This window comes from Spirobacillus cienkowskii, from assembly GCF_037081835.1.
Lineage (GTDB): Bacteria > Bdellovibrionota_B > Oligoflexia > Silvanigrellales > Silvanigrellaceae > Silvanigrella > Silvanigrella cienkowskii.
Genome location: NZ_CP146516.1, coordinates 305,645 through 332,189 on the forward strand (window position 1 = coordinate 305,645; position 26,545 = coordinate 332,189).

The window sequence follows — 26,545 nt, forward strand, 5'->3', positions numbered from 1 at the left end:
AAAATATACAAAAATTTTGGGAATTTGTATATCAAGTAAACATAGACTAGAGGTTAATATAAATTGTTCTAAGAATTAAGGAAAATTTATGCATATTAAATTTATTGTAATAATGATTTTTTTAAAAAACTATGCATATTCTTCACAATGGTTTTGTAAAGAGGGAGCTTCAAAAAAAATTGAAGATACATATGAAGTATGTGGAATTGGCAGAGACAATGATGAAGATGTTGCAAGAAAAAATGCATTAAAAAATGCTTTTGAAGAATTTGACTTAATTTGTAATAAAGCTGATGATTGTAGAGGAAAATATAAAGAAATTAACCCATTAAGAAGTGATTGTGAAAAAAATAACGAAAATTATTTTACTTGTTATAGGTCTGTTTACATTACTATTGATAAGTTAAAAATTATCGATAATATTGTGAATAAATCTTCTAATGAAAATAATTATGAAGATTTAATAATTGATGTAAACAAAAAAGAAATTGAAAGAAATACTGCACCAAAATTAGAAGATCTTAAAAAAAGATCTGAAAAAATATATATTTATAAAAAAGATATTATTGAATTTGAATCAAATAATATTACACAATTTTTAGATATTAAAACAAAAGAACCTGTTTCTGGGATAGGATTGTCTCTATATAAAGAAGGTTTTATAGAAAAGATATTTCTTATAAAAAATGGTTTTATTAATGGGTTTTCTCGTTCATATTATGAAAATGGAAATATTATGGAAGAAAATTTATATAAAAATGGTTATGGAACAGTAACATTTTGGTATGAAAATGGAACTATTAAAGCAATAGGGGTAGCTCAAAACGGTGAATTGAATGGCGAGTTTAAATTATATTATGAAAATGGTGAAATAAATTGCATTGGAAATTTCACACAAGGTAAACTTAATGGAGGAAGAAAATGTTATTATGAGACTGGTGAATTAAAAAGTGAACATTTATTTAAAAATGGGATTCTTAATGGAGTTTATATGTTATATTATAAAGATGAAATATTAAAACAGAGAGGTAAGTATTGTAGCGGTGTTGTTTGTGGTGTATTGCAAGTATTTTATGATTCAGGCGAATTAAATACAGAATTTGAATATATTAAAGGAAAAAAAGAAGGAAAATCTACTTTTTATTTAAAAAATGGAAAAATTTGTGCAACAGCTATTTATAAAAACGATAAACTTATTTCTGGAAAAACTAGTACTGGTAGAAAACTTAATCGTGCAGAATTGGTGAATTGGGAAGTTGCAGGTAAAGTTAATTGTAATTGATATTAATTTTTTTAAGAGGTAAAAATTATGAGTTTTAAATTATTAAATTTAGTAGTTTTATTTTTATTTGCAATAAGCTGTAATACTCGTTTAATTGAACCGATTGAAAAAATTGAAAATGAAGAATTATTTGGAAAAAATGGTAATATGATTTGTGGTTCGCAAGGTTTAATATTAAATTCTTCAGAAATAGTATCAAATCAAAATAATGATATTTTAAATAAAGGTGATAATATAGATAAAAATACATCGAGATATTCATGCGGTAAAGCACAAAGTAAAAATGATTATTGTAAAATAAATATTTATAATAAAATGGATTTAGAAACTACTATAATTAATAGAAAACTAACAGATATAAATGCAGAAAGAAAAGCATTAGAAAAAAAATATTTCAGTATTCCTCCGCAACAAATTAACATATTTGATATGTTTGTAGAAGAAACAGATAGTGAAAAAACAGCAAAAATTATATCTAATGATTATAAAAAAAATAAAGAAAAATCTAAAATTGAAATTGATAAGTACAATAAAATTATAGATGAATTAAAAAATAAATTATCTGGTTGTTAGTTTCGGTGTTTTATACTAAAGCATTTTAATTTGGTGCTTGAAAGAAAAGTCCTTTTTTTCAAGATTCACAATAATACAAACCTCTTTTTTACATAATGTTTTTGGTAAGCGATTTGCATGACTACCATGGTCTAACGATAAAAGTAAAAACAACTCTGCTGCTGTTATCTGCATATGCTGTCTGGAGAAATTCGAGAATACACACTACTGTTTTGTTGATTTATCATAGTTCGCAGAAAAGCAATTTGCACTATGCACGGTATTGTAACCCAAAAGGCGGATCCAGCTACGTCTTTCAGTGACCACAGTGCTGTAAGCGTCCATCCAATTGGACCCACAGCTATGCCAATAGCGCGAGCTAATGCGGCATTTGCTACAATAACAGTAACTTTGTGCGCAACAAATCCGCTCATTTTTACACTAGTTTGAGCTGCAATAATAAGGGTTTGTTTGGAAAAATTTGTTGTTTTTATCCCAAGCTCGCTAGCAAGATCGATTAGGTCTTCTGGCGTCATTTTATCCATAGAGTCGGTAAGAATCTTTAGCAACAAATTCATTTCGATGCGTTCAATATTGGCGTGAGCATTGTAGTTGACACGCATGCTGTCGCAAACATCTATCAATATTTCTCTGTACAAAACACCCTCGCCACAACGAGCCCAAGTTGCAAAAGTATTTTCTCCAAAGCACTGAATTTCTGCAGCAATCAGCTCCCACTATCTTTCTTTATAAAAGGTCTTCCATAGACCTCGAATTTGGGCTGTTTCTCGGGACTTTTCATTTGTGTTCCGAGTTATGATCGTAATATCAAATCATTTGTACTGTGACGTGTGGAGGCACATCGATTGAAATTATAAAAAAATATATCGAAAACCAAAATAAACCAACTACAGAATTTCAAAGAAAAAAGAGTAAGGTTGTACAATGAAGATGGAGTGAAGGCTATAACGCAACGATAAAAAGCGTCGCTATAGCCAGGGTTCTTTTGACTTTATACAACAAAGTATTATTTTTTATAATATATTGATTTTACAACAAAAATAATCTTATTGCTATAATAATAAAAACATACATAACAGGTAATATTTTTATTGTAAATCCAAAAGAATCATATTATAGTATCAATTGATACTAATTTCTTCCGATAAGGATGTTTGGATGTGAATATTCAGAAAAGGCCTAGTATTAAGGAGCTCTCAAAAAAACTTAGAGAAGCAAAAGAAATTTTATTAATTAATGAAGGAATTTTTGCAGAACCCTCTAAAAATTTAGGAGAACTCAATAAGCTAGATATTGAAACTGAGGAGTTATGGCTTCTAATCCAAAAATTACTCACTGAAATCGAACCTAAAGACTACACGGGTACAAGGCCGCCTCAAAAGGCTTATGAGTATCAAATTCTTGGATCAGAACTATTCGCTTTTTCTTGGACAAGCAAATTGTATGGACGGAATATGTATTTAAAATTTGTGCTTAGAAATAACAATTTTTATCTTGTTTCTTTGCATGAAGATAAACCACCTAAAAAAAGGGGGATTTAAAATGGATTGTATTAACTGTTGCAACAAAAAATTTGATATAAAAAAAGTACGTATGGAAACACTTTTAAAAGAAGATCAATTAGAAGTAATTGCAGAAGCTTTTGTATGCACAAAATGTAGGCATGAAATGATGAATACAGAGCAAATGGCAAATTTTCGTGTGTTGGCTTCAGACACATATAGAAAAAAGCATGAACTTTTGACTTCAAATGAAATAGTTTCATTTAGAAAAAAAATGGCTATGACTCAAACTGAATTCGCAAAATACTTAGGTGTGGGTGAAGCGAGTGTCAAACGTTGGGAGAGTCATCACATACAAGATGAATCTCAAAACGAACTCATAAGACTCAAATGTGACGAATTATATGCGATTAAAAATATGTTAAATATAGAATGGAAAAGTGCGCCGTCAGATGAGTTTTCTGGTAATAGAAAGTTTAACATTAATACATTTACTCACCTAGTTTTGCATTTGCTTTCTGTGACAAAAAGTCCTATTTATTTGAACAAAGCTTTGTTCTACGTTGATTTTAAGAATTTTCAAAAATTCGGTAAAAGTGTTACAGGAGCTCGTTATGTTGCTCTTGATTATGGTCCATGTCCTGATCAATTTAAAGAAATTTATCGTTACCTTGAAGAGCATAAATTTATTTCTCGGAGTGGAAAGCACGATTTAAAGGCATTAAGGGATTCTGATTTATCTATTTTTGATGACAAAGAATTAGAAGTAATAAAAGATATTACTGAACGTTCAAAAAAAGATGGTGGTAAAGAAATTTTTGAATTGTCTCATAAAGAAATAGCTTTTACAGAAACAACAAAGTACATTGATTATATTAGTTACCTAAAATCATCAAGTTTACTTGTTTAAAATTTAGTTGATATCCAAAAAATCAAACTCAAGATAATTCTAATAATGCAAGTCAAAATTCGGTAATATTTTCTTCTTGTTTTTTATTTTTCGATCCTTTATTTCTCATGATCATCTATATCAAGTTGTTAACTATTTGGTATCTTTTATTTTTTAATGAAAGTAAAATAAAAATATGTCAAAATACTTTATCCAAACATTAAATAAAACTGGTTATGCGTTAAGCGAAGTACTTGACGAAATTTCTCAAAATTTTATTGAATCGTCTAAATCTTGCACTTTACCAGTTTTAGAAATTGGAGCAGCCTTTGGTGTAGTTAGTCTTGAATGCTTAAAACAAGGAGCTACTGTTATTGCAAATGATATAGATGAAAATCATTTAAAAATATTAAAAAATAATGCAAATATTAATAGCAATAAATTAATTTTGATGCCATGTGACTTTGAAGATATAAAGTTACTTGATAACTCAATTTCGTCTATTTTTTGTGCTCGTGTAATTCATTTTTTTGATCCTGATAAATTAATAAGATGTTTAAAATTAACATACAAATTATTAGAAAATCATGGTACCGCATACTTTACCGCTGAAACTCCGTTTTTAAAAAACTGGAATCATTTACACTTAGATTTTAAAAAAAGAATTGCACAAGGTGACATTTTTGCAGGTTACGTAAAAACAAAAAATTATATAAACTCAGGTGAAATATCTGACAACTTGCCAGAGTATATGCAGTTTTTTGATGATTATAATTTAAAAATTATTTTTGAAAAATGTGGTTTTATTGTAGAAAAAAGTTTTTTATTTGCGAGACCTTATTTTCCATTAGAAGTTCAGCTTGATGGAAGAGAAAGTGTGGGAATTATAGCGAGAAAAATTGTTAATTTTAAGGGCTAATTTTCCCACTCCTTACACAAATGCTCTGCTTGTTCTAAAATAAGTTCGATGGCTTTTTCGCTTTTATCTGGCGGATATCCTCTTGTTTTTAAAAGTCTTTTTACAGACATCCGAACCTTAGCCCTTGAGGTTGTTTTCATCATCCAATCCACATCGAGATTTGTTTTAATCGTATTTACAAGATCAATAGCGATTTTTTTTAAAATATCATCACCCAATATGTTTTTAGCAGTTCCGTGGTCACTGAGTGCATCATAAAACGCCAGTTCATCATCAGTCAAATTAAGATCTTTTCCTCGCTTATGAGCCTCTTTAATTTCTTTTGCCATTTTAATGAGATCTTCAATCACTTTGGCGGTTTCAATAGCTCGGTTTTTATAGTTTCTTAATGCATTTTCAAGCATTTCTGAAAAATGTCTTTCTTGTACTTTGTTTTTTTTCATCTTGGTTTTGAGTTCGCCTTGAATCAGTTTTTCTAGAAGTTCAATTGCCAAATTACGTTGAGGAAGATTTCTCACTTCTGCTAAAAATTCGTCCGAAAGCACAGAAATGTCGGGTTTTTTTAATCCAGCCGCAGAAAAAATATCAATCACCCCTTCTGAAGCCACTGACTTAGAAATAAGTTGTCTTAAAATATATTCTTTATCTTCAAGCCGTAATGCCGCATTGGGATTGTTTTTGTTTAATGCTCCATTCACGTTTTGAAAAAAAATGAGTTCTGTACGAATTTGCAAAGCCGATTCGTGCGGAGTTGCAAGAGCAAATGCTTTTGAGAGTTGATACACCGCGTCAGAAAATCGTTTTTTCCCGTCGGGTTGCGCTAAAATATGTTCAAGCGCAGATGGCAGCAATTTTAACACTTCTATTGAGTTGCCAAGCGCTTGTTTGTACTTAAACTTATACATAATCTGACAACAAAGTTCGTATTTTTCGAGCATGATGGCAACGGCTTCTTCTTTGTCGAGAAATGGTCTGCCTTGTCCGCCGCTTTCTGTATAGGTTTGCATGGTTTTGCGCAAAGAGTCTGCAATTCCAATATAATCAACAACAACTCCGCCTTTTTTACCCTCAAATATTCTATTAACTCGCGCAATGGCCTGCATCAAATTGTGCCCCTTCATGGGCTTATCAATATACATTGTGGTCATACAGGGCGCGTCAAAACCTGTAAGCCACATATCTCGCACAATAACAATTTGAAATGGTGAGTGTTCATCTCTAAAATGTTCTGCAAGTTCTTCTCGGCGTTTTTTGGTTCTGATATGTTGTTGCCATTCTTCTTTATCTGATGCCGCACCTGTCATAATTATTTTGATGACACCTTTTTCGTCATCTTGTGCGTGCCATTCTGGGCGGAGTTTTATAATTTCGTTATACATATCAATGCAAATACGGCGAGACATACAAACAAGCATTGCCTTGCCTTTTTTACCATCCTGTCGGCTCTCAAAATGAGAAATAAAATCTTTTGCCACTTCTTTAATTCTATTTTCAGAACTGACTAAGGCCTCAAGGTTAGCCCACTTTGATTTTATGCGTTCTTTTTCTGAGGGCTCATCGCTTTCTGTAATTTCTTCAAGCTCAGAGTCGAGATCGATGTTTTTATTTATTTCGAGTTTAATGAGCCTACTTTCATAATAAATAGGAACTGTGGATTTATCTTGGATTGAGCGTTCAATATCGTAAATAGAAATATAGTCACCAAATACTGCTCTGGTATCAGCATCAGTTTTTGAAATTGGGGTTCCTGTAAATCCAATAAAGCTTGCGTTAGGAAGAGCATTTCTTAAATGTATGGCAAATCCTTCTGTAAAACCATATTGGCTTCGATGAGCTTCATCGGCAACGATAATAATATTTTTGCGCTCAGAGAGTAACGGAAATTGTTCTCCCTTTTTTTCAGGAAAAAACTTTTGAATGGTTGTAAAGTAAATTCCCCCTGATGCAACTTTTAGAGCATTAACAAGATCGCCGCGGCTTTCGATTTGTTTTGGAGTTTGCCGCAAAATTTGAGTGACTCTAGAAAACTGTCCAAAAAGCTGATTATCGAGATCGTTTCTATCGGTTAAAATAATTATTGTTGGGTTTTGCAGTTCGTTTTGCACAACGGCCTTTCCAACATAAAATGCCATTGTAAGTGATTTGCCACTTCCTGTAGAATGCCAAACTGTTCCAATACGTTTATCGCCTTTAATTGCTTTAATAGTGTTGTTAATTGCAGCTCTCACCGCATTAAACTGATGGTATGCCGCAACAATTTTAATGGCGGCATCAGACTTTGGTTTTTGCTCAAACGCAACAAAGTAACGAACAAAATCAAGAAAACGCTCTTTATCAAATAATCCTCTAATGACAACCTCTAAACTTAAAAGATTGGTAGGAACGTCTTTTTCGGAATTGATTGTTCGCCAAACATGATAACGTTCTTGGTGAGCTGTTAAGGAGCCAACCATTGAGTGTAGGCCATCAGAAATCACATTGACGGCATTATAATTAAATAAAGATGAAATCTCATTTTTATAGGTTTGAATTTGATTATAAGCTTGCCACACATCGGTGCCAGGATCAGAAGGATTTTTTAATTCTATAACCGCTAAAGGAAGGCCATTTACAAAAATTACAATGTCTGGTCTTCGATTATTTTTATTTTCTATCACTGTAAATTGATTGATAGCGAGAAATTCGTTGTTTTCAGGATTTTTAAAATCAATAAGCCAAACTTTATCGGGTTTGTTACCTTGAACAGTTTGATATTCAACATCCACACCATCTGTGATGTATTGATGACAGCGTTTATTTTGCAACACGGGGTTTGTAATATCAAACAAAAGAATTTTACGAATCGCTTCGTCAATTCCATTTGCAGGAACTTTGGGGTTAAGTTCAAAAAGTTTATTTTTTAGTCTGTTTACTAAAATAACATCTGCAAAACTTTTTCGTTCCTCATTTTTTCCCTCTGGAGCGATATCTGGACCATAATATTTTGTATAACCAATTTCAATAAACCAATCTAAAGCCTGCAATTCGAGCGTGTCTTCGGTAACGGAGTCGGAGTTCATCATTGGTCTCCTTAAATTTATGAAATAAAATGGTTACACGTTTAATTTTTCCTCGTTTTTTGCGTATGCATAAATTTTTTGCTGAACTGGGATATGAGTTGTTGTTTCGTTGCTGGTAGGTGAAATTTCATTGTTACTTAAAGAAATTTCACCTGAAATGAGTTTGGGGAGGAGGAGATCTCTTAGTTTATTTAAATCTTCATTTTGATTGTCATTTAATGACTGCATTTTCCAAAGAGGATCTATCAATTTGTAGAAAATTGAGAATATATTCTTGTTTGGAATTAAAATTTTTAGTGTATTTAGGTTAGAAATAGTGATTTGTGGTTGAGCTGAGCCAGTTACTACAACTTTTGTATTTATGCTTTTTAAAAAATGTCTTAGGTAATGTCTTAAATTCTCATCTTTTGGAGTTATTGCTATTGAATTATTTGTAACAAAAGCTTCTTCTTTTGTTTCAAGTATATCACCAGAACCATTACCTCTACAAGTTATTAATATTGTTGGTTTTTTATATAAGCTTTTTGAATAATAACCAATAATTCTTGCGGCTCCATAAACAGGAAATCCATTTGTTTGAAGTTTACTGACAGAAAGATTTTTACCATATTCTAAATATGAAAATTCATTAATATTATCTAATTTCCACCCCTTCGGAATAGGACCAAGTTCAGAATCTTCAAAACTATCTGGAAAAAGAGCAACAGTTTCATCGTCCATGCCAAACGGGCGGCGGCCTTCGGCTTTTGCTCGCACAGGGCCAAAATCTATAAACCACTCTTTAAAAATTGCTTTCGCCATTGATTCAAGAGTTTCGTTCATTTGGTTGTTGAGAGCGATTTTGTCGTCTATTGGTTCAATGTAAGAAACTATTTTTAATTGCTGTTCAATATTTGGAAAACTAATTGGTAGATCTAGTTGTCCTGTTATTCCTAAATAAGCTCGTGTTGATCCTCCACCTGACCATTGCATAAGAATGTTTTGAAATTCTAAAGAGTCAAAATAATATTTTAAATATCTATTATCCAAAATATTTTTATTTTTAACCCTGTAATACGTAACTTGAGGGGTTAGCATTACAAAACTATTCTCATCAATATTTGAGACAATTGCAGTTCTGCCAATAGTTGCTTTATGAGTGAGAAGGACGTCCCCTAGTTTTGAAAACCCTTTTTGTAATTTATTAGCTCTTTCAATTGTAATTTTTTTACATTTAATGTAGTCTATCTTTCCTCCAACTAAATCTGAAGCCATTACAAAAGGAATTCCTTTTTCTACATATTCATCAGAAGCTGGATGATAGCTTCCATGATTTCCATCCATTGGTTTTTCTAATATTCTTTTTTCAACAAGTTCTCTAACCGTTAATGTGAAATGCATAAGTTATCCAAAAAATTTGAGGTTTTTTTCTATTTGTTTCATTAATACTCCTGAGTTTTTAAAATATTCAAAAATCATATTTTTTAAATTAATAATTTTCTCCTCAAACGACCCCTCATCATCAACAACATCCTCCGCCCCCACATATCTTCCAGGCGTAAGTACCCAGCCATTTTTTTCAATTTCATCTAAAGTAACAGATTTGCAAAATCCAGCTTTATCTTGGTACGTGCCGCACTCTTTTTCGCCTCTCCAGGCATGATAAAGTCTGCCAACTTCTTTTATTTCAGATTCAGTTAATTCTCGGTTTACTCTTGAGGTCATAATTCCCATTTTGCGGCAATCAATAAATAAAACTTTGCCAGATCTATTTTTTTGGTTGGGAGCGGTTTTTTTATTGCGTGAAATAAACCACAGTGATGCAGGAATTTGAGTGGAGTAAAAAAGTTGTCCAGGAAGAGAAATAATACAATCAATAATGTCGGCCTCGAGCATTTTTTTTCTAATTTCACCTTCGCTCGATTGATTAGAACTTAAACTTCCGTTTGCTAAAACAATGCCTGCAACTCCGTTTGGCGCAAGCCTATGCACCATATGCTGCAACCAAGCGTAGTTGGCGTTACCAGCCGAAGGCACTCCATACCGCCACCGTTGGTCGTCTTTCAGCATTTCTCCGCCCCAGTCACTAATATTAAAAGGCGGATTTGCTAAAATATAATCGGCTTTGAGATCGCGGTGTTGGTCGTTATGAAATGTGTCTGCGTTCATTTCACCCAGATCGCCTTCAAGCCCTCTGATGGCAAGATTCATTTTGCAAAGTTTCCAGGTGGTGGGGTTGGATTCTTGTCCATAAATAGAAAGTTGGCCTTTTTTACCGCCATGAGCATCTAAAAATTTAATAGATTGAACAAACATACCGCCTGAGCCACAACAAGGGTCATAAATTCGTCCTTTGAGTGGTTCAATCATTTCGACTAAAAGTTTTACAATACAACCTGGAGTATAAAATTGACCACCAAGCTTACCTTCAGCACTGGCAAACTTGCCTAAAAAATATTCGTAAACCCTGCCCAAGAGATCTTTTTGTTTACTTGTTTTGTCGCCAAGTTCAATTGATGAAATTAAGTCAACAAGCTCACCAAGCATTCTTTTATCTAAATCGGGGCGAGCATAATCTTTTTGCAACACACCTTTAAGAGTTCTGTTTTCTTTTTCTATAGCGTTCATGGCGTCATCAATTATTTTGCCAATTTCAGGTTTTTTTGCGTTATTTTTAATGTTGTCCCAGCGCGCATTTTTAGGTACCCAAAAAACATTTTTTTCTGAGTAGGCATCTTTTTCTTCTTCAAAGCCATCATCTTCTTTTAGGAGTTCGTTATATCGTTCAATAAAAGAATCAGAAACGTATTTTAAAAACACAAGGCCAAGAACAACATGTTTATAAACAGCGGCATCCATATGGGCTCTAAGTTTATCGGCGGTTTGCCAAAGTTTTTCTTCAAAGCCCAGGTTGGTTGTTGATTTATTTTCTTTAGGTTCTTTTGGTGTTTTTTTTATTTTTTGTTTTTCTTCTTTGGGTGTCTTTTTAATTTTTGGCATTTACATTTTCCCAGGTTTTTAAATCAATTTTTTGAGTGATTTTATTGCTACATTGCGAATCGTATAGAACATCTTGTTTTTGCAGAAAATAAATTATATTTTTTTAAAATTATTTTCAATAGATCGTAAAATAAATTTTATGGTGATATTATGTTGTAAAGTTAGATTGAGGGAGGGGTAAAAGTAATCTCAATTTTTTTATTGAATTTTAATAAATCAATTTTAATCTTTCTATAATGGAGTTTATCACCTCTTCTTGAAGATCAACCCGCATTTTTTTTGAAACAAGTTTTTGCACTTGAACAACCGCTTTGATATACTCTATTTGTTCTTCTAAAGTAAATCTATCCCAATTACTATTTCCTTTTAATCTGTTGTGGGATTTTAATAAAATTTGAATATTGTTTGGGTGATGTTTGCCAGGAGAATTTGGATTTAAAATTGCTTTTGCATGCTCGCACTCAAAATCCAAATTAAAAAAGTTTTTTAATTGAAAAATTATTGCTTCAAATTCTGCCATTCTATACTTTTCTTTTGTTCCCAGTTGCGCTTCATCAGATTTTATTTTTTGCGCTCGGGTAAAAGGTTCTAAGTCAGCTTCGAGTTCTCTTTTAAAATATGAGTCTTTGTCGGTTTCGGCTATTATTTTAACTCTTTTGGGACGCTCAGATTCATCAATTTCAATTTTGCCAGCATATCTTCCAGATACAACTGCAGAGCTTATTCTTGCAGCAATTTCTCTAATCCCCGTAGAAGGTTTTTTATGCTTTTTTGCCTCTTGATCGGCTTTTTTTAATATTTCAGGAAAAACCTCAGCCACCTTTAAGGCCCATTCAGAAACCGTTGCCCAGTTGTTCATCATGCGTAGGGCTTCAATATATTTTTCAGATATGAGCGTTTTATCTTTTTGGCTCATTGTTAATCCTCCAAAATTTTATTGCATGTTGTATCTAATTTTTATTAAAAATAAAATATTTTTTATTTATTTTTAAATTTTTAATTTTATTTTTTTATAATACAAATTTTTTAAATTATATTAAATAAAATAACAATTTTATAAATACAAATTTTTATATTAGACAAAAAAATAAAATAATTATAATATAATTAACTGTATTTTAGTTTATTTGAGTTAAAAAATAATTTTAAAATGGAAAAATATGAGATATAATATAATAAAAAAACCATTAAATTTTTTAGATAATAAAGCTGCTAAGTATTATTTTGAACATAAGAGAATAGCGCCCTCTTTTTTTCATTTAGCTGGATATTTACCTGAAGCCTCGAGTGTAAATGTTGATTTTTCTTCAGGATTGGATGGAGTTTTTACCAGAGAAGTGACTGAATGTGTCATAGTTGGATTAATTCATAAAAATAAATCAACTAAAAAAATAACTAGAATTACTATGATGCATCAATCGGGAGGATTGTCCTTTGAAGGTATTTTAAAAAATATTGATCATCTTATAATCAATAAAATATTTGATATATCAAATGAAATTTTAAAAATTTATATACTGATGACTAATGGTTCTACCCCTCAGTATAGGTTAATAGATAATATGGATGAAATATACTCAAGTCGATATAAAAATAGTTTTGAAAAAGAAATAGAGCTATACGAAAGTATTTTAACGGTTTCATATAATGGTTATTGTATATTGCGAGTTGATAATAATGAAATTATGGCTGCTGAATTTAATAAGGATTTTAATACAAATAGCTATTTTTTTCCAATTACTTGTTTACATAATAAAACTAGAAGATTTGATAACACAAGTGATTTATATGAATATTTAAAAACTGGTAAATACTGGATAAAAAAATCGAAAGATCTTTCAAATTGTATGATTTGTAATTCTCCATTTTTTTATGCTTCATTAAATGTCCTTTATAAAGCTCGTAATCATTGTAGAGTTTGTGGAATTATTGTTTGTAAAAATTGCATTAAGTTTAAAAATTTTCAAAAATCTATCTTTAAAAATAGTATCATTGAAAAAGAAAATAATTATAAAGTTTGTATTCGGCACTAAAAAATGATTTAGAAATAACCTAGCTTAAACGGCATTAAAGTTTTGTTATGAATAGGGCATCTTATTTTTGATAAAAATACTTATTGTAAATTTTCTTAACAGTTCCATCTTGCTTCATTTTTTTTAGCTGCTTGTTCAATTGATTGATGATTTTATCATCTGTATTAATATTAAATGCTGCATACAATTCAGTTTTATTAAATGTATAGAGTTCTTCAATACGACCTGCATTTGCCAATTTAACAATCCAAGGACCAAGTGCTGAACCTGATGCCCAGAGATCAATCCGTCCTGCTTGTAGTTTTAACGCATTTTGTTGATCATTTGTTGAAACATCTAAATTTTCGTTTCTAACAAATCCGTTTTTTTGTAAAAATTCGGTCACCGCATCTTCAGTATAAACTCCAATAGAATATTTTTTTGCATCATCAAGGCTATTGATTTTAATTTTAGATCCCTTTTTTGCAAAAAATACCCAATTATTGGAGATAATTGGGCCAACCCATTTAAATAAATTTTCTCTTTCCGGAGTTCTAGTAGTGGAGAATAGAGCGGTGTCAGATTTTTTTTGAGTGGTATTAAATCCTCTTGCCCAAGGTAATACTTCCAAAGTGTACTTAATTTTTTCTCTTTTCATTATTTCTTGCATAATTTCAGTTGAGATACCAACAATTTTATTGTCAATAATCATATTTAATGGTGGTCTATAATCTTCGGTAATTAAAGAAATTTTAGTTTGAGCTAGTGCAGAATTGAGTGAAAGTAACAAAAAAAGAATAAAAAGTAAAAATTTATTTGTCATAAATATCTCCTTGTATTGAGAAAATTAATTTTCCAAAATAGGTTTGCTCTGAAAACAGTAGATAGAATTAATAATAAACTTTTTTACATTCAAAATGCAAGGTAAAGTTAAGTTTTGAATATTTGAGATTACATTTTTCAGGATTATTCTTACTTTAAAATTAAAAAAGAGTGAACAAATCAATGTCCTTCAAAACAACGTAATTTCATCTTAAAACACTAAAACCAATGTTTGCTATAATTTTAGAAATTGGATTCGTTTAAAGCTTCAACGTATTTTTTAGACATGAGAAATTTAGTTTTTTTTGCTCATCTTCAATCTTCATAACTCTTAACCAACTTTATAGGTAATTTTTAATTTATTTTTAAATTTAATAAAATATATGATAATTAATAAGATATCATATATTTTATTAATTAAATTTTATTATATTAGACAAAAAAATTGAACACATTTATATTCTATATTTGTTTTATTGTATTATGTATTTATTGGATGATAAAAATGTCTGTTACTGTGTTTTCTTGGAATTATCATATTAAAAAAAATTTAGATTATCTTTGTAATAACAAAACACCTGGGCATTGTTCTTTAGAAATTACTGGAAATTATAGAGAAATTGAAACTATTAAAAAAAATTATATTAATAGTTGTAAAGAATATATAGAGGCAAATAAAATAATTGAAAATTATACAAATCAACCTCAAGATATTGATAGATTTATTTCAAAAAATTTGTCAGAAAATGAAAAAATTCAACATAGAATTAATGATTTAGAAGAATGTGTTGAAGAATATTGCCAAAATAAGAATTCAGGATTAATTAGGGCGGCGCTTAAAAATATTTCTTTTTCAACAATATTTGCCTATTTAAATCTTATAAAGTATCAAAAAATTTTCGATAAAAAAATAATTTTTTATACGTCACAAATAGGAAATGAGACGGTTTACCATATGTATTTTAGTGTTTTTCCAAAATCAAATTCATCAGAAATGGAAAAAAAATGATATAAATCGTCATTCTCCTGGGAGCAGCGTCTTAAGCAAATTAACAAATTTTATAGAAAATGGTGAAACAGAATATTACAAACCATGTTTTAAATCATTTTATCAAGACTCTGAGATAAATGCAAAAAATGTTGATATTACAAACCTGTTTTATGATATAAATCCTAATAATTTGCGTGAAATAAATTGCCCAAATCATGAATGCGAGGGTAAAAATAGTGATTTAATAAGAAGATCTGAAGGTATAAAATATTTTGAAGTCATAAATGGTAAATTAAGTGGAGTTATTATTAGTGCTAAAAGTTTAAATACTTATAAAAGTGCTTTTAGCTTTTTATTTAAAATAAAAACTACGAATTTTAGAAAAACTTTATTTGATTTTTATGATGAAAGTCAAAAAATAAATAAAAAAATATTATCAAATTTTTTAAAAAATAATGTGGGATATGCAACTAGTATAAAAAACGATTTGAGTAAATTTTTAAAAAATTTAGAAAAAAAATTATTTTTATGCACTGATCCAAATGCTGTTAAAATTTTACAAGAAAAAATAGTGTATGCAAAAAATTTATTAGAAAATTTAAAAAATGTTGAAGCTAAAATTGAAATATTTAATGAATTTGCAGGTATTCCCCCCTCTGAAATAGTCACGTTGCCTTCTAAAATATGTGATGGCTATGGTGCAGATGAAAACATTATTGTTGCAAAGTGGATGGAAATAATTAGTAATACAGGTTTTGATATTTTAACAACAAATTGTGCTTGGTCTGTTAAAACAGCTTTATTTCCATCTGTTAGAGAATATTATTCTGAAAGCAGTAAATTTCGATTGTATTCATGGTTACCAAAAGAGGTTGCTAAAATTTCTCGGGAGATTTTGAAAAATATTCTAAAAAAACATAGTGGTTTTATTTATATTAATTCTTATAGAGCTCCAAAAAAGAAGTTATATACAAAAAAGCAATTTTTAGATTTGTATATTAAAAATTGTTTTTCATTAAATATAAAATTCCAGTTAAATATGACTCCTATTTGCTTTAATAAAATTTTTCACCTATTAGAAAATTACGAATACGTGGCTAATTTTTATTTGTTGCAAAGATTAATTATTATTGAACAAATTAAGGAATTAATTTCAAAAAAATTCGATGAAAATTATGAAAAATCAATTTCTAAAGAAAAAAAAGAATTTTCAATATTACGAAATTTATATCAAACTCTTTTAGAAGAAGAGCAAGAAATTATGTTATTTATTATAACAAAAAATAAGTAATTCAGGGTTAAAATGAGAGTATAATAAAATATTCAATTATAATGACAATCAAATGCAATAGTCAGTGGCTTGCAAAAACCAGAGAAGAAAGAAACACATTTAATGAAAAATATATTATTCTATTAATAGAATAATATTCAAAAGATGTAAAAGTACGTTTTTTTGATGCGGAGTGTTTTTATGCTCGTGGGTCTGATTTTTTTATATTTGAATGCAAACACTTAAAAAATATTATTTCATGGTGGAAGAGTTGAGATATACAGAGCTATTTTCTAAAGAATTGCTTACTATAGTAGATATCATGATAGGAATAAAAAATGGCTATAAACCATTTGAATTTAAACAATAATAAAAAATAAATTCAAAACTTTAGTGTTATTGTGGGAAAAGCTCTATATGTGTTTCTGCGGTACGTCCAAAGTACAGTACGCGCTTGCCTAGAAATGATACAATGTAGCCAGCGCAACCCGCATTCATGACTTTTTCACAAAAGCTTTTGTATGTGTAGCCTTCAAGTTGTTGTTGTGCTTCTTTAATAGCGGATTGTAGAGCTGTGGTATCAAAAATTTTGGCAACAGATGCTTCATGCTTGGGAAGTGGCAAGTCAATACCATTGCCATTTGTTAAATAGTACGAAACACAATGTTGTAAATAGTCAACCCGATAACTTTCGAAACCATTTTCATTAAGAATTTTCAAGATTTCGGGAAAACTCATTTTGTTGTTATAAGCGCCATCTAAGCATTTTTGAGCCACTATTTTTAGTTTATTGTTCATTTATTTGTCTCTAATTTTTATTCAAGTTTTAAAATTTCAAAGCCTTATGTAGCGAACCGTTCGCCCTTAAAGGATCAAGAATGCGACCTTGTTTTGTTTAAATACAATAACTATAAGCAGCTATAAGTAAAACTTTTCGAATTCGTTTGAGCATAAAAAATTACTCAAATTCGCAATATAACGAATTTGAGTAATTTTTTAGTACTTAAGTTAAGATTGGTGGAGGTGCCGGGGATCGAACCCGGGTCCGGATAGGTATAACAATTGGCGCCACATGCTTCTTCTTTCATGGGTTCTCGCCTAAGAGCTGGGGAAAGACAACCTACTACTCAGGCCAGTTCGATTAATAGGTAAGCGAAACTACGAACAGAAGTTTGCGAGTACCCGCACGTAAATTAACGGCGAATTTGACTGCACGTGCTGCCGCACCCAAATCACCGGCTCTGTGCTTAATTAGGCAGCGAGAGCGAGTTTAGTGTTTTTGCCACTTCTGGCTGCTACAGCGTTTTAAAGAGGCACTGTAACCAACCCCTGCATGCTCCTTTTGCGCAACTCTCTCCGTCGAAACCAGTTCACCCCCAAAAATGTAAGGGTACTAAGGTATAAGGTTTAGCCTTATATCGAAGGACATGTGGTGTATGTTATTTTAAAAATAGCTTTAAGTCAATTTGTTTTTTATATAAATTAATTAAATAAAATTAGATCATTATTGATGTTAACAATAATAATTTTATTATCAAATAACTTTATTAATTTTGCTTCTTTAAATTTTTAAAATTTTGCAATAAAAAATTCTAACTTATATTCTAAATTTCTTAATTAAAATAACTTTTGATATTTTTTAAGGTTGATGTTTTTAGTGAAAAATAAAAATATTATTAAAAATAAATTGTCAATTATTTATAGGGTAAAAATGTGTTCAGATTTTTGACTCATAAAATTATGAACATTAATAGATTTATTTTATAAAAGTAGATCTATTTTTTCTAGTTATTAAGATTTAATAAGGGTTTTTATAAAAAATTTAATGTTCTTTCTATATATCAAATATTAAAACTTGTAATGTGCTCTTATTCACATAAAAAAGCGCTCTTGACTATTTACTTACTGCCCTAAATTTCGTTATAGTTACCAAGTTGGCTAAAAACTCTAATTAGGTTATTTAATAAACTGGAGTTTGTAGCGACTTTAAATTTTGTTTTTTTTGAACATGGAGAATATATCATGACTTTAAAAGTAGTTCCTCTTGTTGCATTATCTGCTATTTTACTTTCTGGTTGTACAGGTACTTGCGGTTCTAAAACTGATGCTCCTGCTGATGGCGCAGCACCAGCAGCTGATGCAGCAATGCCTTCAGCTCCTGCTGATGCTTCTGCAGCAATGCCAGCTCCACCTACAGAAGCTCCTGCACCAGCCGATGCGGCGCACGCTCCGGCAGATGCAGCAATGCCAGCTGATACAGCAGCGGCTCCAGCACAGGCGCCTGTTGCAAAATAATATATTCTCAATCTGAATTTTATTTTTAAACCCCTTTCTTAATTTTAAGAAAGGGGTTTTTTTATGCAAAAATTTTTAATCTATTGTCACTTTATTTTCTATCCAATTTCTTATTTGTGTTAACTCTTCGGCAAATTTTTCAGAAACTCTTAAATCAATAAAAGTTTTGAATAACTCATCAATCACATTTGTGAGCATATTTGCACTTTCTATGCGTTGCGCAATATGGACAGTAGAATCTGTTTCAGACATTGCAGGGAGTCGAACTGTGCGCAAAGTTAAATTTTCGCCAGATAATGTAAAAGTCCACTGTTTATCTGCATTTTGCAAAATAAATTTTGCTTCATGAACCAATTTACCTGTTTCTAATGCACTCCCGGCCTCATGGGCATAAGCTGGAGTGCCTCCTTTTAAACAGTTTTCTCTGACCGAGCCACTTGTGCTGCTTAATACTATTTTGTCATCAATATATAGATGAAACGTTCCAAACTTTCCTATATTTAGTTTGTGATTTTGGGTTTCACTTTTAAACCAAAGCCAGGTTAAAAATTCTTTTCCTAAAAAGTTTCTATTTGTTTGTAAAAATCTGAGTTGATCATGGGTAGACTCACTGAACATAGTTTAACAAGCTCCTTTAAGAAAATGCAATTTTGCATTTTTTATAGATTTACTCTAATACTTGCTCAGATTGCGTGCAACGTGATTGGAAAGGATTTTATTTTATGAGTCTTGTCGACGAAATTTTTCAAGTAGCAAAAAAGTGTTCTGCACTTGCTGCGCAAATGTGTCTAGAATTTAAACATGGGGTTGACTCCCAGTCTCTTAAAAATGATAAATCTTGGGTTACTGAAGCAGATAAAAAAATAGAAGATAAATTACGTGAAATTATTTTAAAAAATTTTCCAAATCATTCTATTTTAGGAGAAGAAAACGGAGGCGCAATTGATGCAAATCCTGATGCTTTTACATGGATTTTAGATCCTATTGATGGAACTTTTAGTTTTGTGCATAACGTTCCTTTTTATTCATCTTTAATTGCGGTATTAAAAGGAAATACTCCAATTATTGGCATTGCCTCTTTGCCTGCAATGAACATCACTATGAGTGCGATGCGTGGCGGGGGTGTGTCTATTAATGATAAAAAATATGAAAGAAGTCGTTTAGTCGGGAGTCCAAATATTGAAATTGTTGCAACGGCAGATCCCTATAGATTTTATTTACAACAAAAAGATGATCTGATTAAAACATTGTATGGGGCTGGATTTAAAGCCAGAACTTACCCTGATGCTCTTGGTTACTATATGCTTTTGCAAGGCTCTGCGCGTGCATTTATTGATCCTAAGGTTGAAATTTGGGATGTTGCACCATTTCATGTCATTATGCCAGAAGCCGGATATGCAATTCATGACTGGAGCGGCAATAAAGATTTACAAAAGGGAACCAGCATTTGCTATCCTTTAAACAAAGACGGTTTACCTTTGCATTGTAAAGATGTGCTTGAGCTTGCATTGCGCTCTGCTTAGTATATTTGGTTTTCAAGGAGATCTTGCCATGAAAAAAGAATTTCATTATTGTTTTGTTACAATGATTTTAATTCTAATTTTCAGTGTGCAGGGTTGTATTGGACTTACGCACCATAATATTATTCTTGAAAGAAGTCAAAAAGCCCTTCCTGATTGGTTACAGCAAAATCAAAATATTGAGTTTTATGATAAGCAATTTGTCTATCTGATTTATAAAAAAACAAATGTGTATAATTTAAATTTGGGTATCAAACAGGCTCAAGCTGCAGCAATGTTGCAAACCCGTCTTTTGGTTATGGATAAAATTGAAAAAACTTTGTCCAAAAAACTTTCTCCCTCTTCTCTAAGTACGTATAAAGAACAAGACTCGCTCTTTAATGAGCTGGCTCTGGCGGTAGATAGAAATAGGAGCTCGTTAAAAATTCAGCCAGCTCTACCGCGCGAGGTCTACTGGGAGTATCACGAAAGAGATGCAGATAATGGCTCAGAACGATTTTATGTAATATGGGTTTTGCTTACAGTACCGAAAGTAGATTATGAGTCTGCGTTAACAACAACTGCATTGAGCCTCACAAAATCTAGCTATTCAGATATAGTAGATTTAGGTCAAAGCATTTTACAGCAAAAGAACTCTAGATAAATTTCTAGAGTTACAAATTATAAGGTGAGATATGGATAAAGCTTCAAAGTGGCTCGTCATTACAGAAAAACCATCTGTTGCAGCAGACCTTGCAAAAGCATTAGGTGGATTTGATAAAAAAGGCGATTACTACGAGTCACCTAAGTATTATATCACCTGGGCTGTGGGGCATTTGCTCGAGTTACTTGAGCCCGAAGAGCTTGATCCTAAATACAAAAGATGGCTGTTGCAAGATTTGCCAATATTGCCATCAGAGTTTCAATATAAACCTAAAAAAGGTCAAACAGAACGGTTAAATCAAATAAAAAGTTTAGCAAAAAAAGCAGATGTCTTTGGCATTATTAATGCGTGTGATGCTGGGCGAGAAGGCGAACTGATTTTCAGAGAAATTTATGATTACTGTCAACAGTCTAAACCGTGCAAAAGATTGTGGCTACAAAGTTTAACCCCCGACTCCATTCGTAGGGGTTTTGTTAATGCAAAGCCAGGAAACGATTACGATAATCTTGGTGATGCCGCGCGCTGCCGTGCAGAGAGCGACTGGCTTATTGGCATGAACGCAACAAGGGCTGTTACGAAGAGGTTAAAAACAAGAAATACCAAAGGAGTGTGGTCTGTTGGGCGAGTGCAAACTCCAACACTTGCGCTTATTGCAAAAAGAGAACTCGATCATTTAAAACATCGTCCCGAACCTTTTTTTACTTTAGAAGGGCGTTTTTCAACATCGTCGCATGAGTATTCTGGAGTCTGGTTTGATCAAAATTTTAAGAAAAATGCACACACTGATGATGATGAAACCATTTCGCACGAAAAAGAAGATCGTATTTTTTCTGAGCAACGGCTTAACGAATTATTAAAAGAGTTTGATAAATTTAAAGGTCAGTCTAATGCGTCAGAAGTTAGAAAAGAATCAAAAGAAATTGCACCACAATTGTTTGATTTAACGCTATTACAAAGAGAGGCCAATCGAAAATTAGGGATGTCTGCTTCTCGCACGCTGCAAGCAGCGCAGCGTCTTTATGAAAAATATAAATTGTTAACCTATCCTCGTACCGATTCTCGTTACTTACCAGAAGATTATGTTAATAATGTTAAAGATGTTATTAAAGAATATGCAGCAATTCCTACAGAATTCACCTCTGCATGTAAAAAAATATTAAAGTCAGGATTGCTTAATAAAGAACGTATTTTTAACAACAAATATGTTTCTGATCACTTTGCAATCATTCCTACTGGTCAATTGCCATCCGAAAAACTCGATGGAGATGATGCTCGTATTTACAGTCTTGTACTGAAAAGATTTTTAGCTGCATTTATGCCACATGCTGTGTGGGCAAAAGTTGAGCGTATAACAAAAGTTGGCTCGTTGCATTTTAGAACTCGCGTGCAAGATCTCCAAGAACCTGGTTGGCGTGAGGTTTATGGACTCGATTCCGAAGAAGAAAGCAAACTTCCTAAACTTAACGAAAAAAATCCCGAGGCCGTAACAAGTGTGGTTGCTGAAGATATTATTTCGCAAACCAATGCAACCAAGCCTCCTGCTCGTTTTACAGAAGCTAAGCTATTGTCTCTGATGGAGCATTGCGGAAAATCAGTGGTTGATGAAGAGCTTGCCGAAGTTTTAAAAGATAAAGGTATTGGCACTCCTGCAACGCGCGCCGAAATTATAGAAAACCTCATAGCAAAAGAATATGTAAGCCGTTATGGCAAAAGCTTAAGAGCAACTTCAAAAGGGATACGGTTGGTTGATGTGTTAAGCCGTATTCCTGTCGATATTTTATCAAAAGTAGATTTAACAGGTGAAATCGAATTCGACTTGCGCAGAATGGAAAAAGGCTTAAAAAAACGTTCTGAATTTATGCAAAATATGTTTGATTTTACGTCAACTATTGTAGATAAGGCGCGAAATTTTGAATATGATGCGATTTATAAAAATGATAGTCCGTTAGGTATTTGCCCGCTTTGTCAAAAAGGCAAAGTGTACGAAGGATTTTGGGGTTATAAATGTGAACGTTCTGGCAATAGCAAAGAAAAAAAAGAAGGAGAATGCAGTTACATTATTTGGAAAGAAAAAAGTCAACGTTATATTGATAGAAGCGTAGTCGAAGAAGTTCTTTCTAAAAAAATTGTCGGTCCATTTGAATTTAGCAACTCTAATGGCACCTCTCACTTTAGTGAATTTTTAACCATTTCTTCTACAAAAGGAATTATTTTTTGTGAGCCAGATGGAACACCGAAAGAGTCTGCCTCTGGGCTTGATGTGGTTGTCTTGCACCAAGAAGTTTTACCAGAAACTTTTTTAAAACTTCCTGGACTCGTTAAAGTGACTGAAACCTTTTACATGTGTGAATTTGGTTCAGCTGCAGCTCAAGAACAGACTCAAAACTCTGAAGATGCAAAGCCTAAACGCACACGCAAAAAAAAGCTTGAAAATGGTATTGATGCAGAAAGCGAGCAAACCAAGAAAAAGGCTGTAAAACCAAAAAAAGTAAAACGTATTATTTCAAGAATGCCACGGGTGCTTTGTGGACGAGAAATGAGTGTTGAAGATTATAAACTTTTTCTCTTAACTGGCTCAACCCCTCCAATTGCTGATTTTAAGTCAAAAAAAGGAAGGCCTTTTGCTGCAGCATTACACCTTAAAGATAACGGAAATTTTGAATTTAAGTTTGTGTCTCGTAAAGCTTTGCTTGGCGAAGATGCCTCCGCAACCCCTAAAAAAACTGCTAAAAAGTCGGGTAATAAGGCTAAAGTCGTAAAAAAATCAAAGAAAAAAGAAGCCCTCACTGACGAAGGAGTTACCTCATCTTCGTAAAGTGTTTTTGCGAAATACATTGAGGTATGCTTGACTTTTCTAAAGTATCATACTATTTGCTTGTTTCACGATTGTGGCAGGGTAGCTCAGGTGGTTAGAGCGGAGGTCTCATAATCCTCAGGTCGGTGGTTCAAGTCCACTCCTTGTCACCATTTTTTAAGTCCTTTCGTTGTATACAATTTCACTACATATCTTAATTTTGTAAATTTAAATAAAAAAAAGATGCTAAGTTTTATAGTTTTTTGGGAAAAGTTGGTTGATAGTATGTATCTTTTAACTCTTCACAAATTTTAATAATTTTGTGTAGTCTTTGTTATCTGCGCATCTTAACGCTTCGATATATTCTTTTCTTGTTGATTGACTTGTGTAACTCATTTTGCCCCAAGTAAATGGCGTTTGAGAATTGAGTTTTAAAAAGGTATCGCAGTAAAGCCTTGCATGACGTCCATTGCCATTCGAAAAAGGGTGAATAAAAACGAGCTTATGATGAAGTCTAACCGCAATTTCATCAATTGGATAAATATTGTTATCCTGCCAGTACCTAACGTTATCCAATAGCTTTTTTACCTCTAATGGCACATTTTGCCATTCGCCACCTATATTTTTATTGGAAAGCCTATATTTTCCGGCCCATTTCCACACTTCATCAAACATTTTTTTATGAAGTTTCAATAAAAAGGTGTCAGTTAAAAAATCTTTTTTCTTACAAGAAATAAGCCATATTTGTGCTTTTAAAATATTTTTTTGCTCAAATTCATTAAGTTCTGACAGATTTTGTAGGTGTTGAGGGATGAGTTGCTTGGATTCATTTCGATCGATTGGTGTTGCTCCATAAGGAAGGTTTTTATTAAATTCATTCATAACTTATCCCAAATTTTTCCACGCTTTTTAAAAAGTATTTCTTCAATTAGCTCTTCTAGTTGCCTTTTTTTCTCTTCTTCACTAATTGCTTGATCCTCTAAATTCATTGAGTGAGACACGCTATCAAGTATTTCTTTTGCATATTTCGTAGCTTGTTTTTTGATTGTGTTTTTTAAAGAACCAGCCTTCGGAACAAAGAAGTAAACAATATGGCAGTCTAATTGTTCCGCGGCTTTTTTAAGAGTTTCGAGGGTTATTTTTCCATCTTGTTCATTTTGTTCCATTTTACGAACGGCTGATGGAGAGATATCAAGCCTTTTGGATAATTGAGCAGAGTTCATGAACAGCGCCTCTCTAATGACTTTAATCCATCCACTTTGGGGGACAATAAGTAACTTCGAGTTTTTTTTAAGTATTTTTAATAACTTGTCTATATGTCTTTGAGTTAAACTGGATGTAAATCTTTCCATATATAAACCTATAGGTTAATTTTTTGCAAAAATAATAAACCTATAGGTTTACTATTTAATTAAATAATAAACCTATAGGTTTATATTTTCAAGAAAAAAATAAACCTATAGGTTTATTTTTTTTAGCGTGGTTTTTGTAATCTCTTATATAATCATGTGCTTAAGTTGGAACGATGCTTTTCTAATTATAAATGTCGACATTCCTAATATTTTGCAATTGTTTTATTTCTTTGCAAAAAAAGCTAGACTTGCTATGAGATTTGGTGCGTATAGGGGTTCATGAGTTGTTTTCATTAAATTACAATCCAGGAGGAGTTATGCAAAAACCGAGTCGGGTTAAGTTTTACTTGCTCAACGTCTTTGCAATGGTTTCTTTATTTTCTCCTTTACTGCCATGGATGTCTTATGGTGTTGGGTCAAAAACTGGTATAGACATAGCTATTCGCTCAACGTATATTATTGCGATTGCTTCTATTGGCCTTTTGCTTATTTCTTTTTTACTTTTTAAAACTACAACTATGAAAAAGTTTTTTTTAATTTTAGCTCTTATGTTTTCGGGCGTTATTTTTTCAATTTATTTGTATGAAATTGTAAGAATTGCTTATCAAACTACAATAGCAAATAGTTTGCCAGTAGAAATGTTTGGGGTTGTTTCATTATCGGCAAAAGAAATTCATATTGGGTATGGGTTATGGCTTGGTGTGGGCATTTCGTTTCTTTCGCTATTGCTTAATTTTATTGCAATGCGCGCAAAAGGCGATAAAACATGATTTATAAAAATGTGGAGAATGTTTTTGATTTGTACCCCGAAGCCATTGCTCACCCGGTAAATTGTATTGGTATTAGTCACGATCCTCTGTCAAAAAAAATAAAAAAAATATGGCCAGATTATTATAGAGAATATGTGCGCGCTTGTGTAAGAAAAAAACTTTTACCATATTGTACATATTATTATCCTATAAATTCACTATTTGGTACAGGTCATATTATTACAATGACAATTAGAAAAAATTGGCAAGAACGCTTACAGCAAGAAACAATGAGAATAACAATTGAGTCGCTCATTTCTCATTGCGCTGAAAACAAAATATTAAATATTGCAATGCCTATTATTGAGAATGTTCCACAGCGTTGGTTTGAAGCAGAATTAGAAAGATCTGCTTCAAAAATAGAAAAAAATACTTTAAAAGCTGTTTTGTTTTTTGAAAATTGCTAGAAAATTATACAAATTTTCTAGCAATAAATATGCTTAAATAAGTAAGTGAAATTCCTATAATAGGGCTTAAAATTATGTAGAGAATACTTTGAAAATAATGTTGATTTTCAAATAATTTGACTGCATCTAAACAATAAGAAGAAAAAGTAGTAAAACCGCCTAAAAAACCGACCATAACACCAATTTTAATATTATTTGATAATAAAAACTTTTCACTACTAATTACATAAAAAAGTCCTATAAAAATAGAGCCTAATAAATTAATAAAAAAAATATCTAAAGGAAAATTGAATTTAAAAATATTATGAAATTGCTGAGAAATGATATATCTAAATAAAATTCCAAATAAACCAAATGCAAGTACATAAAATAATTCCATTAAAAGTCTCCTTAGTCTCATAAATTAATTGAAATTATACAAATAATA

General features: G+C 31.6%; 25 protein-coding genes, 1 tRNA gene and 1 other RNA gene. 15 read left to right on the plus strand and 12 right to left on the minus strand.

From position 1 onward, the window contains the following. The first annotated feature begins 88 nt into the window (after nucleotides 1-88). Both Spiro2_RS01285 and Spiro2_RS01290 read left to right on the plus strand, forming a co-directional pair. The gene (locus Spiro2_RS01285) at nucleotides 89-1,282 is read left to right on the plus strand and encodes a toxin-antitoxin system YwqK family antitoxin (protein WP_338636528.1); all 1,194 of its coding nucleotides are present in this window, start codon (nucleotides 89-91) and stop codon (nucleotides 1,280-1,282) included. A gap of 27 nt (nucleotides 1,283-1,309) precedes the next feature. Continuing rightward, the gene (locus tag Spiro2_RS01290) at nucleotides 1,310-1,855 is read left to right on the plus strand and encodes a hypothetical protein (protein WP_338636530.1); all 546 of its coding nucleotides are present in this window, start codon (nucleotides 1,310-1,312) and stop codon (nucleotides 1,853-1,855) included. Between the two features lie 164 nt (nucleotides 1,856-2,019). On the opposite strand, the gene Spiro2_RS01295 is transcribed toward Spiro2_RS01290, so the two are convergent. Beyond that, nucleotides 2,020-2,565: a YaaW family protein gene (locus Spiro2_RS01295; protein WP_338637744.1), complete on the minus strand. Its 546-nt coding sequence runs from the start codon at nucleotides 2,563-2,565 to the stop codon at nucleotides 2,020-2,022. A 450-nt stretch (nucleotides 2,566-3,015) separates the two neighbouring features. Between Spiro2_RS01295 and Spiro2_RS01300 the strand changes: the two genes are divergently transcribed. The 3 genes from Spiro2_RS01300 (at nucleotide 3,016) to Spiro2_RS01310 (ending at nucleotide 5,165) form a co-directional block, all read left to right on the plus strand. Further along, nucleotides 3,016-3,396, plus strand: coding sequence for a hypothetical protein (locus Spiro2_RS01300; RefSeq protein WP_338636532.1), 381 nt, complete (start codon nucleotides 3,016-3,018; stop codon nucleotides 3,394-3,396). Between the two features lies 1 nt (nucleotide 3,397). Next, nucleotides 3,398-4,267, plus strand: a complete 870-nt coding sequence (locus tag Spiro2_RS01305; protein WP_338636534.1) for a type II TA system antitoxin MqsA family protein — start codon at nucleotides 3,398-3,400, stop codon at nucleotides 4,265-4,267. A gap of 175 nt (nucleotides 4,268-4,442) precedes the next feature. Beyond that, entirely contained in the window at nucleotides 4,443-5,165 is a 723-nt protein-coding gene (locus Spiro2_RS01310; protein WP_338636535.1) for a class I SAM-dependent methyltransferase, read from the plus strand. Here Spiro2_RS01310 and Spiro2_RS01315 read toward each other — a convergent pair. The 4 genes from Spiro2_RS01315 to Spiro2_RS01330 all read right to left on the minus strand — a co-directional run bounded on the left by Spiro2_RS01315 (nucleotide 5,162) and on the right by Spiro2_RS01330 (nucleotide 12,119). Further along, a complete protein-coding gene (locus tag Spiro2_RS01315; RefSeq protein WP_422398024.1) occupies nucleotides 5,162-8,224 on the minus strand; it encodes a type I restriction endonuclease subunit R in 3,063 nt (1,020 codons plus the stop codon). The genes Spiro2_RS01310 and Spiro2_RS01315 overlap by 4 nt on opposite strands. A 33-nt stretch (nucleotides 8,225-8,257) precedes the next feature. After that, on the minus strand, nucleotides 8,258-9,604 hold the full coding sequence (locus Spiro2_RS01320) for a restriction endonuclease subunit S (RefSeq protein ID WP_338636537.1): 1,347 nt from the start codon (nucleotides 9,602-9,604) through the stop codon (nucleotides 8,258-8,260). Nucleotides 9,605-9,607: 3 nt separating this feature from the next. Then, the gene (locus Spiro2_RS01325) at nucleotides 9,608-11,203 is read right to left on the minus strand and encodes a class I SAM-dependent DNA methyltransferase (RefSeq protein WP_338636538.1); all 1,596 of its coding nucleotides are present in this window, start codon (nucleotides 11,201-11,203) and stop codon (nucleotides 9,608-9,610) included. Between the two features lie 208 nt (nucleotides 11,204-11,411). Then, a complete protein-coding gene (locus Spiro2_RS01330; protein WP_338636539.1) occupies nucleotides 11,412-12,119 on the minus strand; it encodes a hypothetical protein in 708 nt (235 codons plus the stop codon). Nucleotides 12,120-12,363: 244 nt separating this feature from the next. Between Spiro2_RS01330 and Spiro2_RS01335 the strand changes: the two genes are divergently transcribed. Beyond that, nucleotides 12,364-13,236 (plus strand): FYVE zinc finger domain-containing protein, encoded by an 873-nt coding sequence (locus tag Spiro2_RS01335; RefSeq protein WP_338636540.1) that lies wholly within the window; start codon nucleotides 12,364-12,366, stop codon nucleotides 13,234-13,236. A 61-nt stretch (nucleotides 13,237-13,297) separates the two neighbouring features. Here Spiro2_RS01335 and Spiro2_RS01340 read toward each other — a convergent pair whose 3' ends face one another. After that, nucleotides 13,298-14,038 (minus strand): ABC transporter substrate-binding protein, encoded by a 741-nt coding sequence (locus Spiro2_RS01340; RefSeq protein WP_338636541.1) that lies wholly within the window; start codon nucleotides 14,036-14,038, stop codon nucleotides 13,298-13,300. A gap of 504 nt (nucleotides 14,039-14,542) precedes the next feature. Between Spiro2_RS01340 and Spiro2_RS01345 the strand changes: the two genes are divergently transcribed. Together Spiro2_RS01345 and Spiro2_RS01350 are read left to right on the plus strand one after the other, a co-directional pair. Next, a complete protein-coding gene (locus tag Spiro2_RS01345; protein ID WP_338636542.1) occupies nucleotides 14,543-15,046 on the plus strand; it encodes a hypothetical protein in 504 nt (167 codons plus the stop codon). Further along, complete coding sequence (locus tag Spiro2_RS01350; protein WP_338636543.1) at nucleotides 15,003-16,319, plus strand: hypothetical protein; 1,317 nt, start codon at nucleotides 15,003-15,005, stop codon at nucleotides 16,317-16,319. The genes Spiro2_RS01345 and Spiro2_RS01350 overlap by 44 nt, the downstream gene beginning before the upstream one ends. A gap of 375 nt (nucleotides 16,320-16,694) precedes the next feature. On the opposite strand, the gene Spiro2_RS01355 is transcribed toward Spiro2_RS01350, so the two are convergent. Together Spiro2_RS01355 and ssrA are read right to left on the minus strand one after the other, a co-directional pair. After that, nucleotides 16,695-17,096: a DUF1398 family protein gene (locus tag Spiro2_RS01355; protein WP_338636544.1), complete on the minus strand. Its 402-nt coding sequence runs from the start codon at nucleotides 17,094-17,096 to the stop codon at nucleotides 16,695-16,697. A gap of 217 nt (nucleotides 17,097-17,313) precedes the next feature. Next, nucleotides 17,314-17,676: a transfer-messenger RNA gene (gene ssrA / locus Spiro2_RS01360) on the minus strand. Nucleotides 17,677-18,320: 644 nt separating this feature from the next. On the opposite strand from ssrA, the gene Spiro2_RS01365 reads away from it, so the two are divergent. Continuing rightward, a complete protein-coding gene (locus tag Spiro2_RS01365) occupies nucleotides 18,321-18,593 on the plus strand; it encodes a hypothetical protein (RefSeq protein WP_338636545.1) in 273 nt (90 codons plus the stop codon). Nucleotides 18,594-18,668: 75 nt separating this feature from the next. On the opposite strand, the gene Spiro2_RS01370 is transcribed toward Spiro2_RS01365, so the two are convergent. Then, the gene (locus Spiro2_RS01370) at nucleotides 18,669-19,211 is read right to left on the minus strand and encodes a hypothetical protein (protein WP_338636547.1); all 543 of its coding nucleotides are present in this window, start codon (nucleotides 19,209-19,211) and stop codon (nucleotides 18,669-18,671) included. 104 nt (nucleotides 19,212-19,315) lie between these two features. On the opposite strand from Spiro2_RS01370, the gene Spiro2_RS01375 reads away from it, so the two are divergent. From Spiro2_RS01375 to Spiro2_RS01390, 4 genes are all read left to right on the plus strand, one after another. Then, nucleotides 19,316-20,116: an inositol monophosphatase family protein gene (locus Spiro2_RS01375; RefSeq protein ID WP_338636548.1), complete on the plus strand. Its 801-nt coding sequence runs from the start codon at nucleotides 19,316-19,318 to the stop codon at nucleotides 20,114-20,116. Between the two features lie 28 nt (nucleotides 20,117-20,144). Beyond that, nucleotides 20,145-20,756 carry a hypothetical protein gene (locus Spiro2_RS01380; protein WP_338636550.1) on the plus strand — a complete coding sequence of 204 codons (612 nt, stop codon included), beginning with the start codon at nucleotides 20,145-20,147 and terminating at the stop codon, nucleotides 20,754-20,756. 31 nt (nucleotides 20,757-20,787) lie between these two features. Continuing rightward, nucleotides 20,788-23,571, plus strand: coding sequence for a DNA topoisomerase 3 (locus Spiro2_RS01385; protein ID WP_338636551.1), 2,784 nt, complete (start codon nucleotides 20,788-20,790; stop codon nucleotides 23,569-23,571). Between the two features lie 75 nt (nucleotides 23,572-23,646). Further along, nucleotides 23,647-23,723 (plus strand) — tRNA-Met (locus Spiro2_RS01390). Nucleotides 23,724-23,844: 121 nt separating this feature from the next. Here the strand turns inward: Spiro2_RS01390 and Spiro2_RS01395 are convergent. Together Spiro2_RS01395 and Spiro2_RS01400 are read right to left on the minus strand one after the other, a co-directional pair. Then, a complete protein-coding gene (locus Spiro2_RS01395; RefSeq protein WP_338636552.1) occupies nucleotides 23,845-24,432 on the minus strand; it encodes a mobile mystery protein B in 588 nt (195 codons plus the stop codon). After that, nucleotides 24,429-24,902 carry a mobile mystery protein A gene (locus Spiro2_RS01400; protein WP_338636553.1) on the minus strand — a complete coding sequence of 158 codons (474 nt, stop codon included), beginning with the start codon at nucleotides 24,900-24,902 and terminating at the stop codon, nucleotides 24,429-24,431. Before Spiro2_RS01400 ends, Spiro2_RS01395 begins: the two co-directional genes overlap by 4 nt. A gap of 317 nt (nucleotides 24,903-25,219) precedes the next feature. Between Spiro2_RS01400 and Spiro2_RS01405 the strand changes: the two genes are divergently transcribed. Both Spiro2_RS01405 and Spiro2_RS01410 read left to right on the plus strand, forming a co-directional pair. Next, nucleotides 25,220-25,672, plus strand: a complete 453-nt coding sequence (locus tag Spiro2_RS01405; RefSeq protein WP_338636554.1) for a hypothetical protein — start codon at nucleotides 25,220-25,222, stop codon at nucleotides 25,670-25,672. Next, complete coding sequence (locus Spiro2_RS01410) at nucleotides 25,669-26,118, plus strand: macro domain-containing protein (RefSeq protein WP_338636555.1); 450 nt, start codon at nucleotides 25,669-25,671, stop codon at nucleotides 26,116-26,118. Before Spiro2_RS01405 ends, Spiro2_RS01410 begins: the two co-directional genes overlap by 4 nt. A gap of 4 nt (nucleotides 26,119-26,122) precedes the next feature. Here the strand turns inward: Spiro2_RS01410 and crcB are convergent, their stop codons facing one another. Next, the gene (crcB, locus tag Spiro2_RS01415) at nucleotides 26,123-26,497 is read right to left on the minus strand and encodes a fluoride efflux transporter CrcB (protein WP_338636556.1); all 375 of its coding nucleotides are present in this window, start codon (nucleotides 26,495-26,497) and stop codon (nucleotides 26,123-26,125) included. Nucleotides 26,498-26,545: the final 48 nt, after the last annotated feature.